A 13,137-nucleotide genomic window follows, 5' to 3' on the forward strand; every position below is an offset into this window, starting at 1 on the left:
CCTAGGCTGACAGTTCGGTCATGATGTGACGCCGCAGCAGATGGCCGAAACCGGCCAGCTGATCGGTGGCGCGCTCGATGGCGCGGGCAAGTTCGAGAACGGAGAGCGACGTCGCCACGTCGAACCCCCCGGCGAACACCCGCGCGGTGACCTCGCGTTCCCGGGAATCCGCCGCATGCTCGGCATCGATCAGGCGAACAACGGCGTCCAGCGCGTCTTCGGAGTCGGCGCGGCGTCCCTCCGGCACTTCGATGGCGGCGGCGAGGCCGGAAGCCGCGGCTTCTGTCGCCGTCGTGGCGATGGCGCACAACCCGGCAAGTGCTGACAGCAGCGATGGGTCGATTGCGGCGGGCGTCAGCGAGGCGATAAAGGCGGCCTGTTCCAGCTCATCGACGGCTTCCTCGACGCGGTCCACCAGTTGTTCGATGATCGGGCCGGCGTCGAGGCGGGTCGCTTCCTTGCGGGCCTGGATGGCAATGCGGTCGGCCTTGCGTTCGATGAGGCCGGCCCGGGTGGTCAGCAGCGTACCGTCCGCCGGACGGCCCGCCTGTAGTGCGGCAACGTGCTGGGCGATCGCAGCGGCTACATCGTGCGCCAATCCGATTTGACGCAGTACGATAGCGAGCAGGGCACTGTCGACACGTTCGAGATGCCTGACCAGGTCGGCTTCGATCTGGTCGCGGACCAGCCTGACCGATCGTCCCCCGCTCAGCGCCTCTGTCGAGGCGCGCATCGCGGTCTTGAGGAAATCGACCGCGGCGGTGCGTCCGAGCGCCTGATCCAGCCGCTCGCCGAAGCCGATGCGGGTCGGCGCCGCATTGCGTACCGCGGTGCCGATCAATTCATTGCCGCCGAGTTCCAGGAAGGCGCGGTGGCCGATCCGCTGCCGGGCGGCCCATTCGAGAATTCGGGTCGCATCGTCCTTGGCGACCCAGCTGCGCAACAGCTTGCGCGCCTTGTTCCAGTCGATCAGGAATACCAGCGCAGCGCCGAGCGCGGCCAGGAAGTCGTTGCGATCCTCGGAACTCTCGGCCTTGTACTGTCCGGTAACCAGGAAGAAAGCGTTATCATCGCCAAGACCCGCCGCGGTATGACGATCGAGCCCGCTCCATTTCGCCTGGAATTTATCGAACAGGCCGATGAAGAATTTCGCGCGCGCCCGATGCACGTCGGTATAGGTCACCGTCACGGAATTCTTCTTGATCGCAATGACCACCACATGGGCGTCGGTGGTGCCGATATCGTTCTGAATCAGCAGCCGGCCGCCCGACCTCGTCGCCATCGTGTCGAGGCCGGGGTGGTCGAATTTCAGGGCGCGGGTCTCGTTGAGCCCCTGCATGAAGCGTTCCACCGGGGTACGGTCTTCGGTGTGCAAGCCGAACACATGGGCGCCCGCCAGGATTTCCTCGGCGCAGCCGGCGGCCAGGCGGTTGAGCGCCTTGTGCAGATCCATCACCAGTCGATGCAGGCTGTCGGCGCCTTCCTGCGTCACGCCGGTCAATTTGGCGACCCGCGGGATTTCGATTTCATTCAACGCCTCGAGCGCGCCGGAGTTGCGGATCGCCGCGAGCCGTGCGCTCATGGCTTCACCCTCGGCGGCGTTGCCCGCGCTCACGGCGCGGACCATCGCCGCCACGTCGTCGTGGATTTCCTTCATCAACTTGGCCAGATTGGGCGCGGCCATTCGGCCATCGCCGGCAAGATGAGCACCGCCGATCAGCGTCGCCAGCGTCGCGGGCGCCAGACCGGCGGCGTTGCATTCGACGTGCAAATCGGTGGCCGGCCGATCCGGCTGTTGCGCATGCTGTGATGCGGCCTGAAGCGCGCTCATGCGCACCTTGATGCGATCATTCGCTGCCAGTCCCTCGGCAACGAGCGACGGCAGAAGGATGTCAGCTTGTCCGAGCTGCTCGATGATTTGTGATTTCATGGCCTGCCTTCAACAGTGATGACAGGCATATGCACCGCATTGGCGACAGCTTCATTGCGCTAGATCATTCATGAAAACGTCATATTGGAAGAGCGCTGCGATCAGGCATCCCTCGCGCGCAATCCCCAGTGGTGGACGATCCGGAATCGCGAAGCAGGGGTGTCTTGCCGGAAGACGGCGATCCGGTCGATCGGCAGCACCGGCAGGTTTAGTGCAACGAAGCGCTCCGCCAACATCTTCAGCAAGGGTTGGCGGCGCCCGGCGTCCAGCCGGCGGGTCAGTGTCATGTGAAACCGGAACTCGTCCATCACATAAGGATATCCCCAGCGATCGAGATGCTCGCGCTGCGCCGGCGTCAATTGCGAGGGATTGCGCCGCGCACGGTCGGCTTCGCTGAGCGGCGCGCGGAACGAATCGAATTGGCTGACGCAATCCGCCGCAAGCTGGATCAGTTCCGGCGGCGGTTCCGCCGGGATCACCGCGATAAAGCCTTCGATCGAACCGATTACGGGCCGGATCGCCGGGATAGGCCGGGGCGTTGCGGCGAACGCGGCACATGCGGCAAGCAGCTCGACCTCGGTCTTTCCTGGCGCCAGCGACATCGGCGCCTTCAGGGTGGCGTGAAAACCGTATTTTCGGGGGTCGTTGGTCAGATCGCTCCAATCCGACGTCGCCTGCAGGATGCCGTCCGGGAAGGGCAGGTCCTCGCCGCGAAAGGCGTCATAGCCGAGCAGGTGCGCGCCGAAACGATCGAGGCCGCTGTCGGGTGCTGGGACATAGTAGATGGCGTAGCGCGGATGGTCGGCCATCTCGGCACCATAGAGCCGCGTCACGCGGCCGCAACAGCCTTGCGCGGCGCGGCTGCGAACCGGATCAGGCGGTCAGCCTCGGTCAGATGGATCAGGCGTCCCGCGGCGACGACACCGACGATTCGCGGCCGCAGCGGCACCTGGTCATCGACAAGGATGATGTCGGCGCGCCGGCCCGCGGCGAGTACACCGCGATCGGTGAGACCGGCGGCCGTGGCCGGTGCCGCCGAGATCAGGTGCCAGGCTTGCGCCAGCGGCAGCACGCCGTCGGCGGCGAGGCGAAAGGCCGCCAGCAATGGCGCGGGATAGTAGTAATCGGACGCCAGGATCGAGCACAGCCCCTTGGCGATCATGTCGGCCGCCTTGGTCCAGCCGGTGTGGCTGCCGCCGCGGACGACATTGGGCGCGCCGAACACGATGAAATCGCCCGCTGCGGCGGCCTCGCGCGCGGTTTCCTCGTTGACCGGGAATTCGGCGATGCCGACGCCCTGATCCCGAAATGCCCTGCGCATCGCCGGGCTTTCATCGTCATGCGACAGCATGCGGACGCCGGCCGCTCGCGCCATCCCGGCCAGCCGTGCGACCGATGCCGGGACGTCGTGACCACGGGAAACCACGTTCGCCACCAGACCATCGAATGCCTCGCTGGAAAGGCCGGTGCGTTCCACCATGCGGCTGCGCTTCTGCGGCTTGGCCAGGCTGGCGACGGTGGAATCCATGTGGTCGTTGAAAGCGAACAGGTCGATCCGTCCGTCGGACAGCCATTGGCCGATTTCGGCTTCGGCATCGAGGTTGTACGTTTCATGGCGCAGGTGGAAGCGGGTGTCCGCCGCCAATTGCGGCCGCAGGGCCTCGATTCCCTCGAGCAACTGCCGTGCGTTGTCCGCGCTGCGCAGCCCCGGTTCCCACGACCAGGTCGTGGCATGAAACACCGTGGTGATGCCGTTGGCGATCGCCTGCCGGTCGCTGTCGACCAGCGCCACATCGACGGGAAAATCGACGCCCGCGCGCGGCATCATCTGCCGCTCGAACGCGTCGCCGTGCAGATCGACGATGCCCGGCAGCACCTTCAGCCCGCTGGCATCGATGCCGACTGAGCCGTGCCCACGGTCCGAGCTCACGGCGTTGATGTCACGTCCGGCGAGTCGCAGCGAGGTTTCGTGAAACTCGTCGCCGACAAGGGTCTGGCCGCCTTCGATCGACAGGTTCGTCATGATGCGGCACGCATGGCTTGCGAGCGCCCCGGGATCGCCGCCGCTTCATGCTTTTCCAGAAAATCCTCGATGGTCAGTTTGCGGAAATCGGGCAGGGCGCGGCGCAGCGTCTCGTGGTCCCAGTCCCACCACGCCAGCGCCGCGAGCCGGTCGGTGATGTCTTCCGGGAAGCGCCGCTTGATGACCCGCGCCGGATTTCCGGCGACGATGGCGTAGGCCGGAACGTCCTTGGTCACGATCGCGCCCGCCGCGATCACGGCGCCGGTGCCGATGCTGCGACCCGGCAGCACGACGGCGCCATGCCCGATCCAGACATCATGGCCGATATGAACGTGATGCTCGCGCCGCCATGCGAAGAATTCCGCATCGTCGCCTTCTCCCGGGAAATAGCAGCTGGCGCGATAGGTGAAGTGGGCCTGCGACGCCCGCTGCATCGGGTGATTGCCCGGATTGATCCGCGTCATCGCCGCGATCGAGCAGAATTTTCCGATCGTGGCGTAGGTGATCTGGGCGTCGTTCACGACGTAGGAATAGTCGTCCATCGTCACTTCATGCAGGATCGTGCGCGCGCCGACCTCACAATAGGCGCCGAGCCTGACGTCGTGCAGGTTTGCTGTTCCGTCGACGGTCGGTTCAATCGAGAGCATTTTTCCGGCCATGCGAATTCCCACACGAAATGGAGATTGATCTGGAAGTCCGCACGTCATCGGTGGGCCTGATGACAATGTCATGACGAACGAATGACAGCCGGCTCGGCTGTGGATGGCCACTGCACTGCAGCGCGGCTGTCACACAACTGTAAAACCCCGGCGCTAGCGATGGTGCCAGTTCTGGGCATTGGAGCATTGCATGCTGGTGGTGGAAGGTTTGACGTGCCGTTTCGGCACAAAGGCCGCGGTCGACAATGCATCGTTCTCCATTGCGCCCGGCGGCTTCGTCGGTGTGATCGGCCGTTCCGGCGCCGGCAAGTCGACCCTGCTGCGGATGATCAATCGCCTCGCCGAACCCTCCGAAGGGCGCATTCTGTTCGAAGGCATCGATGTGACGTCACTGCGCGGCAAGGATCTGCGGCAGTGGCGCGCACGCTCGGCGATGATCTTCCAGCAATTCAATCTGGTCGGCCGTCTGGATGTGTTGACCAACGTGCTGATGGGACGGCTCGCAACAGTGCCGGCATGGCGGTCGCTGACGCAGCTGTGGCCCGACGAGGACAAGGCGATTGCGATGTCGGCGCTCGAGCAGTTCGATATGGCCTCGATTGCGGCGCAGCGCGCCGATCAACTCTCGGGCGGTCAGCAGCAGCGCGTCGCGATTGCGCGTGCGCTGGTTCAGCAGCCGGCGATGATCCTCGCCGACGAGCCGATCGCCTCGCTCGATCCACGCAACACCCGGATCGTGATGGATGCGCTGCTGCGCATCAACAAGCACTTCGGCATCACCGTGATCTGCAATCTGCATTCGCTCGATCTGGCGCGGACGTACTGCGACCGCCTGATCGGCATGGCTTCGGGGCGGATCGTATTCGACGGCGCACCGGCGGCGCTGACCGATCGCATCGCGCGCGAGCTTTACGATCTCGAGGCGGATGAAGTGATGGACGTGGCGCCCGGGCACGTGCCCACCCGTTCGCCGATTCCGGCTTTCGGTACGGTTGCCGCAGCCTGAGTGCTGCATCTGTAAATCAACAGCTGTGCGGGATGAAATCCGCCAGCTTCATCGCTGCAAAACAGGAGACGTCATGATCAACCGTCGTATGATTCTCGCCGTCGCGGCGGGACTGGCATTCACAGCCTCCGCTGCATCGGCTCAGGACTGGAAGGCAAAGTACCCCGAACTGGTGTTCGCAAAAGTTCCCGATGAGAATGCCTCAGGCACCACCGACCGCTGGACGCCCCTGGCGGAGTATTTGACCCGGGAGCTGGGCACAAAAGTCACGCTGCGGATCGCCAACGATTATGCCGCGGTCATCGAAGGCCAGCGCGCCGGAAACATCCACATCGCGATGTATGGTCCGGCGTCCTACGCCCGCGCCTACATTATCGGCGCCAAGGTCGAGCCGTTCGCGATCGAAGTGAACGGCGACGGGACCAAGGGCTATTACTCGGTTCTCTATGTGAAAAGTGGGTCGAGCTACAAGGACATCCAGGACCTGAAAGGCAAGAATCTCTGCCTTGTCGATCCCAATTCGACGTCGGGCAACAACGTGCCGCGTTTCGCGATGGACAAGATGGGTATCGACCCGGAAAAGTTCTTCTCCAAGGTGGTCTACTCCGGAAGCCACGAGAACGCGGTGATCGGACTTGCGCAGGGCACCTGCGATGCAGCGTTCAACTGGTGGAACGATGAAAACGAATCCAACCTGCTGCGGATGGAACGCAAGGGCATGGCGAAGGCCGCCGATTTCAAGATCATCCTGAAGTCCGAGCAGATCGTTAATTCGCCGATGGCATACCTCGGCACCCTGCCTGCCGACCTCAAGGCGGCGATCAAGAAGGCCGTGTTGGAAATTGCGATGAAGGACAAGGCCGCTTTCGACAAGATCTATGAGGGGAAACAGCTGCCTTTCGTCGCGGTTGACCACAAGGCCTATGAGCCCGTGGTCGACCTGATCAAGTTTGTCGACAGCATCCGCAAGCAGAAGTCCTGAGCTACGGGTCGAGATGGTTTGGGCAGGTCGTGAGATCTGCCCAGGCTCTCACCAGAAAATCCCATGCGAACTGCAGTCCCCGAATTCCCGGAAGCCAGGCTGCAAGAGCTTGCCGATCGCTATGCGGTCGCGGTTGCCGCCAAGCGACGACGCTTATGGCTGGGTACAGCCGTCCTGATCGCCGCCGCACTTGCCGCCGGCTGGATGGGCGATGTCAAGCTTGGGATGTTCGCCGAGAATTTCTGGCGATTCCCGGCCTATTTCGCGAGTACCGCTCCGAAGTTTTCGTTTTCATCTGCATGGGTTGATCTCTCGGAATGGCTCTGGGGGCTGCCGCGCTGGACGCGGCTGCTCGGAGACACGTTGCTGATCGCGTATGTCGGAACCCTCGCAGGAGCGATAAGCGGCTTCGCTCTCTGCTTTCTGGCATCGGCCAATCTGGTCAAGTCGCGCGCGATCGTTTTTGTTACGCGGCGTGTCCTCGAATTCTGCCGGACCGTGCCTGAGATCGTCTTTGCCCTGATTTTTGTATTGGCATTCGGGCTCGGGGCTTTGCCCGGCGTTCTTGCGATCGCGATCCATACCACCGGCGCGCTGGGCAAGCAGTTCGCCGAAGTTGTCGAGAACATCGACATCAACCCGATCGAGGGAGTGGCCGCGAGCGGAGGAAGCTGGATTCAGATTGTCCGGTTTGGTGCGGTACCCCAGGTTCTTTCGAATTTTGTCAGCTACGCCTTGCTGAGATTCGAAATCAACGTGCGCGGCGCCGCGGTGATGGGATTCGTCGGCGCCGGCGGGATCGGACAGGATCTGATCGAGGCGGTCCGCAAATTCTACTTCACGGATGTGAGCGCCATCCTCCTGCTTATTATCGTGACCGTCATGCTGATTGATTTTGTCACAGAGCGCGTGCGCCATCGACTCCTTGGGCTGGAAGGTGCCCGCAAATGAATTCCTTCAATTTCGAAAACCAGGCCACAATCGCTGAACGCCATCCGCACCTGTTCCGTCCGGACTGGTGGAACCGGGGAAAAATCACCGTTGGCTTCGGCGCAGCGATCGCGTTGTTTGTGTACGGGATCGTCCAGCTCGACATTCCGTTTCACAGGCTTTCTGACGGAATGTTCAGGCTGGGCGGTTTCCTTCAATTGATGGTGCCACCCGATCCGGGTTCATGGGCGCAGGCGTTGATCTATTTGCACGCGCTCGGAGAGACCGTGGCGATCGCATTCCTTGGCACGCTGGGTGGGGCACTGCTGGCGTTTCCGGTTTCCCTGCTGGCGGCGCGCAATGTGGTCGCAAACCGTATCGTCCACCTGTTGACCCGCCGCGGCCTCGATACCATGCGCGGTGTCGATACCTTGATCTGGGCTCTCATCTGGGTCGGTGTTGTGGGACTGGGTCCGTTTGCGGGCATTCTCGCGCTCATCTGCAGCGATTTTGGGAGTTTTGGAAAACTCTTTTCGGAGGCCATCGAGGCTGCCGACAAGAAGCCCGGCGAAGGTGTCCTGGCGGCCGGCGGCAGCCATCTCCATGGTATCCGGTTCGGCTTGCTGCCGCAGGTGATTCCGATCCTGTTGAGTCAGGTGCTTTACTATTTTGAGTCAAATACGCGGTCGGCGACCATCATCGGAATCGTCGGGGCCGGTGGAATTGGCCTTCAGCTCGCCGAACAAATCCGGGTGCTGGAATGGCAGAGGGTGTCGTTCCTGATTTTGCTCATCCTCATCACGGTATCGTCCATTGACTGGATTTCCGGCAAACTCCGCTTCGCGATCATCGGACGGCGGGAAATCGCGTAAGATCTCGCAGCTAGCCGTTCTCGACCAGAAATTCGACCCGCTCGGCGGCGAAGCGCGCGCGCGTGGTCAGCAGCGGTCTTCCACTGGCATCGACGTCGGTGCTGTCGACCACCAGGACGGGGCGCCCGAGTGCGAGGTCGAGCCTGATCGCGTCGGTGGCGTCGACAATGGCGGCGGTGACGCGGGTCGAGGCCCGGCGATAGTCGCGAATGCCGTAATGCGCCAGCAACTTCGTCATCGAGCGCACCCGCTCATAGGTGCGTCCAGCGTCGGGAAATTGCGCTGCCGCGAGCCAGGTGGTGCCGATGCAGATCGGGGTGCGGTCGGCGAGCCGCAGCGCCTCGATCCGAATCAGGGGTGTTCCGGTTTTCAGGCCGAGCTGCTTCGCCAGTTCGCGCGTTGCCGGCTCTTCGGAAGCGCCGATCAGCTGACCGCGCGGCTCGCGGCCGCCGGCGCCGACGATCTCGGAAAACCGGGTGCGCGAGCGCAGCGGATAGGCAATGCGCGGTGCTTCCACGTAGGTGCCGCTGCCGCGCTCGGCGCGCACCAGGCCGCGCTCGGCCAGCGTCGCCAGCGCCCGGCGCACGGTATGGCGGTTGACGCGGTAGGTTTCGGCGATTTCGGTCTCGCCCGGCAACCGCTCGCCCGCGGCAAAGCGGCCGTCGGCGATGCCGCGCTCGATGCCGTCGGCGACCTGGCGCCACAACGCCACGCCGGAGGCTGCGTCCTGCATGCTCATGGCGCGAAAAAGCCGGGGAGGGGCATCGGAAAAATCATCCTGATGTCACGAAACAGTCATGGCGCTTCGCTATCAAGTTGTCTAATAACATAGACAACTTGATTCCGGCAAGACCGATCTGAAGGCTGATATGACCGTCGCGGACGAAAACGGCAAACAGGCGCAGCGCAAGGCGGCCATGGCGGTGCTCGCGCATTCCGATGCGGCGGAGATTGCCCGTCGTCTCGAGCCGATCGCGGTGCCGGCTTACGAAAACCTGCGCGAGCCCGAGAACGGGCTGGTGATGCTGCGCGGCCGCATCGGCGGCGACGGCGCGCCGTTCAACCTCGGCGAGGCCACGGTTTCGCGTGCCGCGGTGCGGCTGGCGACCGGCGAGGTCGGCTTCGGCTACACGCTCGGCCGCGACCGGCAAAAGGCGCAGATGATCGCGCTGTGCGACGCATTGGTGCAGTCGAATGAGTTCTCGGGGGCGGTTGAAGCAAATGTGCTGACGCCGCTTCGTGCCGCGATGGCCTCCGAACGGGATCGCAAGGCCGCGGAGACCGCGGCGACGCGGGTCGATTTCTACACGATGGTGCGCGGTGAGGGCTGAACGATGACGACGGTTGCCGAACTGCCTGCCGGGTTTGCGGACAAGGTTCTGTCCGCGCAGACCACCTTCCGGTCAGTGATGGATGCGATGGCGCGCCCGGGCAGCGTCCAGCGCGTCACGGCGGTATCCGGCGCGCCTGCATCCTTGATGCGCGGCACCGCCGCCATCGCATTGACGCTGTTCGACCACGACACGCCGGTCTGGCTCGACCCGCTTCTGTCCGAGACATCTGATGTCGCCAAATGGCTCAAGTTTCACACCAGCGCGCCGGTCATCCCGGATTCGTCGATCTCCAGCTTTGCCGTCATCGGCGAACCGCGAGCCCTCCCGGCGCTCGACCGTTTTGCCTTCGGCAGCAATGAGTATCCGGATCGTTCGACGACGGTCATTCTGCAGGTTGAGAGCCTGACGATGGGCCCTGCCTTCGAGTTGCGCGGCCCCGGCATCGACGGCACCGCCGTGTTGCGGGCGACGCTGCAGCCTGCGGACCTGTTTGAACGGCTCGCCATCAACGCCACGCTGTTTCCGCGCGGTATCGATGTGGTGCTGGTGGCTGATGATGCCGTTGTCGCGATCCCGCGCACCACGCGGCTTGTCGCGAAGGGAGGCTAACGGATGTATGTCGCCGTCAAGGGTGGTGAACGCGCCATCGAGAACGCCCATCGGCTGCTGGCGCATGAGCGCCGTGGCGACCGCGAGGTCCCCGAACTCTCGCTCACGCAGATCTCCGGACAACTCAGCCTCGGCGTCGATCGCATCATGACCGAGGGCTCGCTGTACGACCGTGAGTTGGCGGCACTGGCGTTGAAGCAGGCGCGCGGCGACATGATAGAGGCGATCTTCCTGGTCCGCGCCTTCCGCGCCACCTTGCCGCGTTTCGGCGCCTCCGAGCCGGTCGATACCGGCCAGATGCAGGTGCGCCGCCGCATCTCCTCGACCTTCAAGGATATTCCGGGCGGCCAGATTCTCGGGCCGACCTTCGATTACACCCACCGCCTGCTGGATCCGGAATTGGCGGAAGGCTCAAAGCCCGAGGCGCCCGCGACCGCGGAAGCATCCGCGGCGATCATGCCACGCGTCACTGACATTCTCGGCCGCGACGGCCTGATCGAGCCTTCACCGCAGTTGGATGCTGATGCGCCGGTAGGCGATCTCACCCGCGAGCCGCTCAGTTTCCCCGCCGATCGCGATTTGCGGCTGCAGAATCTGGCGCGCGCCGACGAAGGTTTTTTGCTGGCGCTCGGCTATTCGACGCAGCGCGGTTATGGCCGCAGCCACCCGTTCGCCGGCGAAATTCGGCTCGGCGAGGTCGAGGTGGAATTCATGGCCGAAGACGTCGGCTTCGCCGTACCGCTCGGCGCGGTCACGTTGACCGAGTGCCAGATGGTCAACCAGTTCAAGGGCTCGGCGACCGAGGCCCCGTGTTTTACGCGGGGCTACGGGCTGGCGTTCGGACAGTCGGAGCGCAAGACCATGTCGATGGCGCTGGTCGACCGCAGCTTGCGCGCCCGTGAGCTCGGGGAGGAGGTCATCGCGCCGGCCCAGGACGAAGAGTTCGTGATGTCGCATTCCGACAATGTGCAGGCGACCGGCTTCGTCGAACATCTCAAGCTGCCGCATTACGTCGACTTCCAATCCGAACTCGGCCTGTTGCGCAAGCTGCGCAAGGAGTTTTCGGAAGCGGCGGCGGACACCCCGGAGCCGATGCAGGAGGCCGCGGAATGAACGCGCCGGTCTACAATTTCGCCTATCTGGATGAGCAGACCAAACGGATGATCCGCCGCGCCGTCCTGAAGGCGATCGCGATTCCCGGTTACCAAGTGCCGTTCGCCAGCCGCGAAATGCCGATGCCCTATGGCTGGGGCACCGGCGGCGTGCAGGTGACCGCCGCGATCCTCGGGCCTGACGATGTGCTGAAGGTGATCGATCAGGGTTCCGACGACACCACCAACGCGATTTCGATCCGAAAGTTCTTCGCCAGGACCGCCGGCGTCGCGACCACGACCGCCACGGCGGATGCCACCGTAATCCAGACAAGGCACCGGATTCCCGAATCGCCGCTGCATGGCGGGCAGGTGCTGGTCTATCAGGTGCCGATCCCCGAGCCGCTGCGCTTCCTCGAGCCGCGAGAGACCGAGACCCGGCGCATGCATGCGCTCGGCGAATATGGCCTGATGCACGTCAAGCTGTACGAGGACATCGCGCGCTTCGGGCATATCGCCACCTCCTATGCCTATCCGGTGAAGGTCAATGCCCGCTATGTGATGGATCCGTCGCCGACGCCGAAGTTCGACAATCCGAAGATGGACAATTGCCCGGCGCTGCAGCTGTTCGGCGCCGGCCGCGAGAAGCGCATCTACGCGATCCCGCCCTATACCTCGGTGGTTTCGCTGGATTTCGAGGATCATCCGTTCACGCGCTACCGCTTCGATGCGCCCTGCGCGCTGTGCGGTGCCGATGACTCCTATCTCGATGAAATCGTTACCGATGACCAGGGCAGCCGCATGTTCGTCTGCTCCGACACCGACTATTGCGAGAACCGCCAGGCAGAGGGTCATCGCGGCAGCGAGAGCGCGGCCCCGCACAAGGAGAGGCCGCATGGCTGACAACAATGCCGCTGTGCAGGACAATGACCAGCCGCTGCTGATGGCCGAGGGCCTCGGCAAGACCTATGGCCGGCTCAGCGCCTGCCGCGACGTCTCCTTTGCGCTCTATCCCGGCGAGGTGCTGGCGATCGTCGGCGAATCCGGATCGGGCAAATCGACCTTGCTGCAACTGTTGTCGGCGCAGCTGGCGCCGAGCGCCGGGAAAGTATCGTACCGGATGCGCGACGGGGTGATGCGCGACCTGGCGGCGCTTGGTGAGGCCGAGCGCCGGTTCCTGTTTCGCACCGACTGGGGCTATGTGCATCAGGATCCCGTGCTGGGATTGCGGATGGCGGTCTCGGCCGGCGCCAATGTCGGCGAGCGGCTGATGGCGGTCGGCTGGAATCACTATGGACGCATCCGCGACACCGCGACATCCTGGCTGGAGCGCGTCGAAATCGATATCGAACGCATCGATGATGCGCCGCGAACCTATTCCGGCGGCATGCGGCAGCGGCTGCAGATTGCGCGCAATCTGGTGACCGAACCGCGCCTGGTGTTCATGGATGAGCCGACTGGCGGCCTGGACGTGTCGGTGCAGGCACGGCTGCTCGATTTGATGCGCAATCTGGTCAGCGAACTCGGCCTTGCCGCCATTGTCGTCACCCATGACCTCGCGGTAGCGCGGCTGTTGTCGCACCGGGTGATGGTGATGAAGGGGGGCCGCGTCATCGAGACCGGGTTGACCGACCAGGTGCTCGACGACCCCCGCGAGCCCTATACCCAGTTGCTCGTCTCCTCGATTTTGCCAGCGTGAGC

Annotated in this window: 14 protein-coding genes; 9 read left to right on the forward strand and 5 right to left on the reverse strand. The window is 63.9% G+C overall.

Annotated elements, in window-relative coordinates; genetic code table 11:
• Window position 1: 1 nt before the first annotated feature.
• The 4 genes from Q7T45_RS09600 to Q7T45_RS09615 all read right to left on the reverse strand — a co-directional run bounded on the left by Q7T45_RS09600 (window position 2) and on the right by Q7T45_RS09615 (window position 4,612).
• Window positions 2-1,930: a hypothetical protein gene (locus Q7T45_RS09600; protein WP_304870104.1), complete on the reverse strand. Its 1,929-nt coding sequence runs from the start codon at window positions 1,928-1,930 to the stop codon at window positions 2-4.
• A gap of 101 nt (window positions 1,931-2,031) precedes the next feature.
• Window positions 2,032-2,739 (reverse strand): DUF1045 domain-containing protein, encoded by a 708-nt coding sequence (locus Q7T45_RS09605; RefSeq protein WP_304870169.1) that lies wholly within the window; start codon window positions 2,737-2,739, stop codon window positions 2,032-2,034.
• A gap of 20 nt (window positions 2,740-2,759) precedes the next feature.
• Window positions 2,760-3,953, reverse strand: a complete 1,194-nt coding sequence (locus tag Q7T45_RS09610; protein WP_304870106.1) for an alpha-D-ribose 1-methylphosphonate 5-triphosphate diphosphatase — start codon at window positions 3,951-3,953, stop codon at window positions 2,760-2,762.
• The gene (locus Q7T45_RS09615; RefSeq protein ID WP_304870108.1) at window positions 3,950-4,612 is read right to left on the reverse strand and encodes a DapH/DapD/GlmU-related protein; all 663 of its coding nucleotides are present in this window, start codon (window positions 4,610-4,612) and stop codon (window positions 3,950-3,952) included. The genes Q7T45_RS09610 and Q7T45_RS09615 overlap by 4 nt, the downstream gene beginning before the upstream one ends.
• A 190-nt stretch (window positions 4,613-4,802) precedes the next feature.
• Here Q7T45_RS09615 and phnC point away from each other — a divergent pair, with 190 nt between their 5' ends.
• The 4 genes from phnC (at window position 4,803) to phnE (Q7T45_RS09635) (ending at window position 8,402) form a co-directional block, all read left to right on the forward strand.
• A complete protein-coding gene (phnC, locus tag Q7T45_RS09620) occupies window positions 4,803-5,618 on the forward strand; it encodes a phosphonate ABC transporter ATP-binding protein (RefSeq protein ID WP_304870109.1) in 816 nt (271 codons plus the stop codon).
• A gap of 73 nt (window positions 5,619-5,691) precedes the next feature.
• Entirely contained in the window at window positions 5,692-6,600 is a 909-nt protein-coding gene (phnD, locus tag Q7T45_RS09625) for a phosphonate ABC transporter substrate-binding protein (protein ID WP_304870111.1), read from the forward strand.
• Between the two features lie 63 nt (window positions 6,601-6,663).
• On the forward strand, window positions 6,664-7,551 hold the full coding sequence (phnE, locus tag Q7T45_RS09630; protein WP_304870113.1) for a phosphonate ABC transporter, permease protein PhnE: 888 nt from the start codon (window positions 6,664-6,666) through the stop codon (window positions 7,549-7,551).
• Window positions 7,548-8,402 carry a phosphonate ABC transporter, permease protein PhnE gene (phnE, locus tag Q7T45_RS09635; protein WP_304870115.1) on the forward strand — a complete coding sequence of 285 codons (855 nt, stop codon included), beginning with the start codon at window positions 7,548-7,550 and terminating at the stop codon, window positions 8,400-8,402. Before phnE (Q7T45_RS09630) ends, phnE (Q7T45_RS09635) begins: the two co-directional genes overlap by 4 nt.
• A 10-nt stretch (window positions 8,403-8,412) precedes the next feature.
• Here the strand turns inward: phnE (Q7T45_RS09635) and phnF are convergent, their stop codons facing one another.
• Window positions 8,413-9,141, reverse strand: coding sequence for a phosphonate metabolism transcriptional regulator PhnF (gene phnF / locus Q7T45_RS09640; RefSeq protein WP_304870117.1), 729 nt, complete (start codon window positions 9,139-9,141; stop codon window positions 8,413-8,415).
• 130 nt (window positions 9,142-9,271) lie between these two features.
• On the opposite strand from phnF, the gene phnG reads away from it, so the two are divergent.
• From phnG to phnK, 5 genes are read left to right on the forward strand one after another with little or no spacing between them, the layout of a single operon-like run.
• Complete coding sequence (gene phnG, locus Q7T45_RS09645; RefSeq protein WP_304870119.1) at window positions 9,272-9,733, forward strand: phosphonate C-P lyase system protein PhnG; 462 nt, start codon at window positions 9,272-9,274, stop codon at window positions 9,731-9,733.
• A gap of 3 nt (window positions 9,734-9,736) precedes the next feature.
• Window positions 9,737-10,345: a phosphonate C-P lyase system protein PhnH gene (gene phnH / locus Q7T45_RS09650; protein ID WP_304870120.1), complete on the forward strand. Its 609-nt coding sequence runs from the start codon at window positions 9,737-9,739 to the stop codon at window positions 10,343-10,345.
• Window positions 10,346-10,348: 3 nt separating this feature from the next.
• Window positions 10,349-11,458 (forward strand): carbon-phosphorus lyase complex subunit PhnI, encoded by a 1,110-nt coding sequence (locus tag Q7T45_RS09655; protein WP_304870121.1) that lies wholly within the window; start codon window positions 10,349-10,351, stop codon window positions 11,456-11,458.
• Entirely contained in the window at window positions 11,455-12,339 is an 885-nt protein-coding gene (locus tag Q7T45_RS09660; RefSeq protein WP_304870122.1) for an alpha-D-ribose 1-methylphosphonate 5-phosphate C-P-lyase PhnJ, read from the forward strand. The genes Q7T45_RS09655 and Q7T45_RS09660 overlap by 4 nt, the downstream gene beginning before the upstream one ends.
• Window positions 12,332-13,135, forward strand: a complete 804-nt coding sequence (gene phnK / locus Q7T45_RS09665; RefSeq protein WP_304870124.1) for a phosphonate C-P lyase system protein PhnK — start codon at window positions 12,332-12,334, stop codon at window positions 13,133-13,135. Before Q7T45_RS09660 ends, phnK begins: the two co-directional genes overlap by 8 nt.
• Window positions 13,136-13,137 lie beyond the last annotated feature (2 nt).

Source organism: Bradyrhizobium sp., from assembly GCF_030646015.1.
Classification (GTDB): Bacteria; Pseudomonadota; Alphaproteobacteria; order Rhizobiales; family Xanthobacteraceae; genus Bradyrhizobium.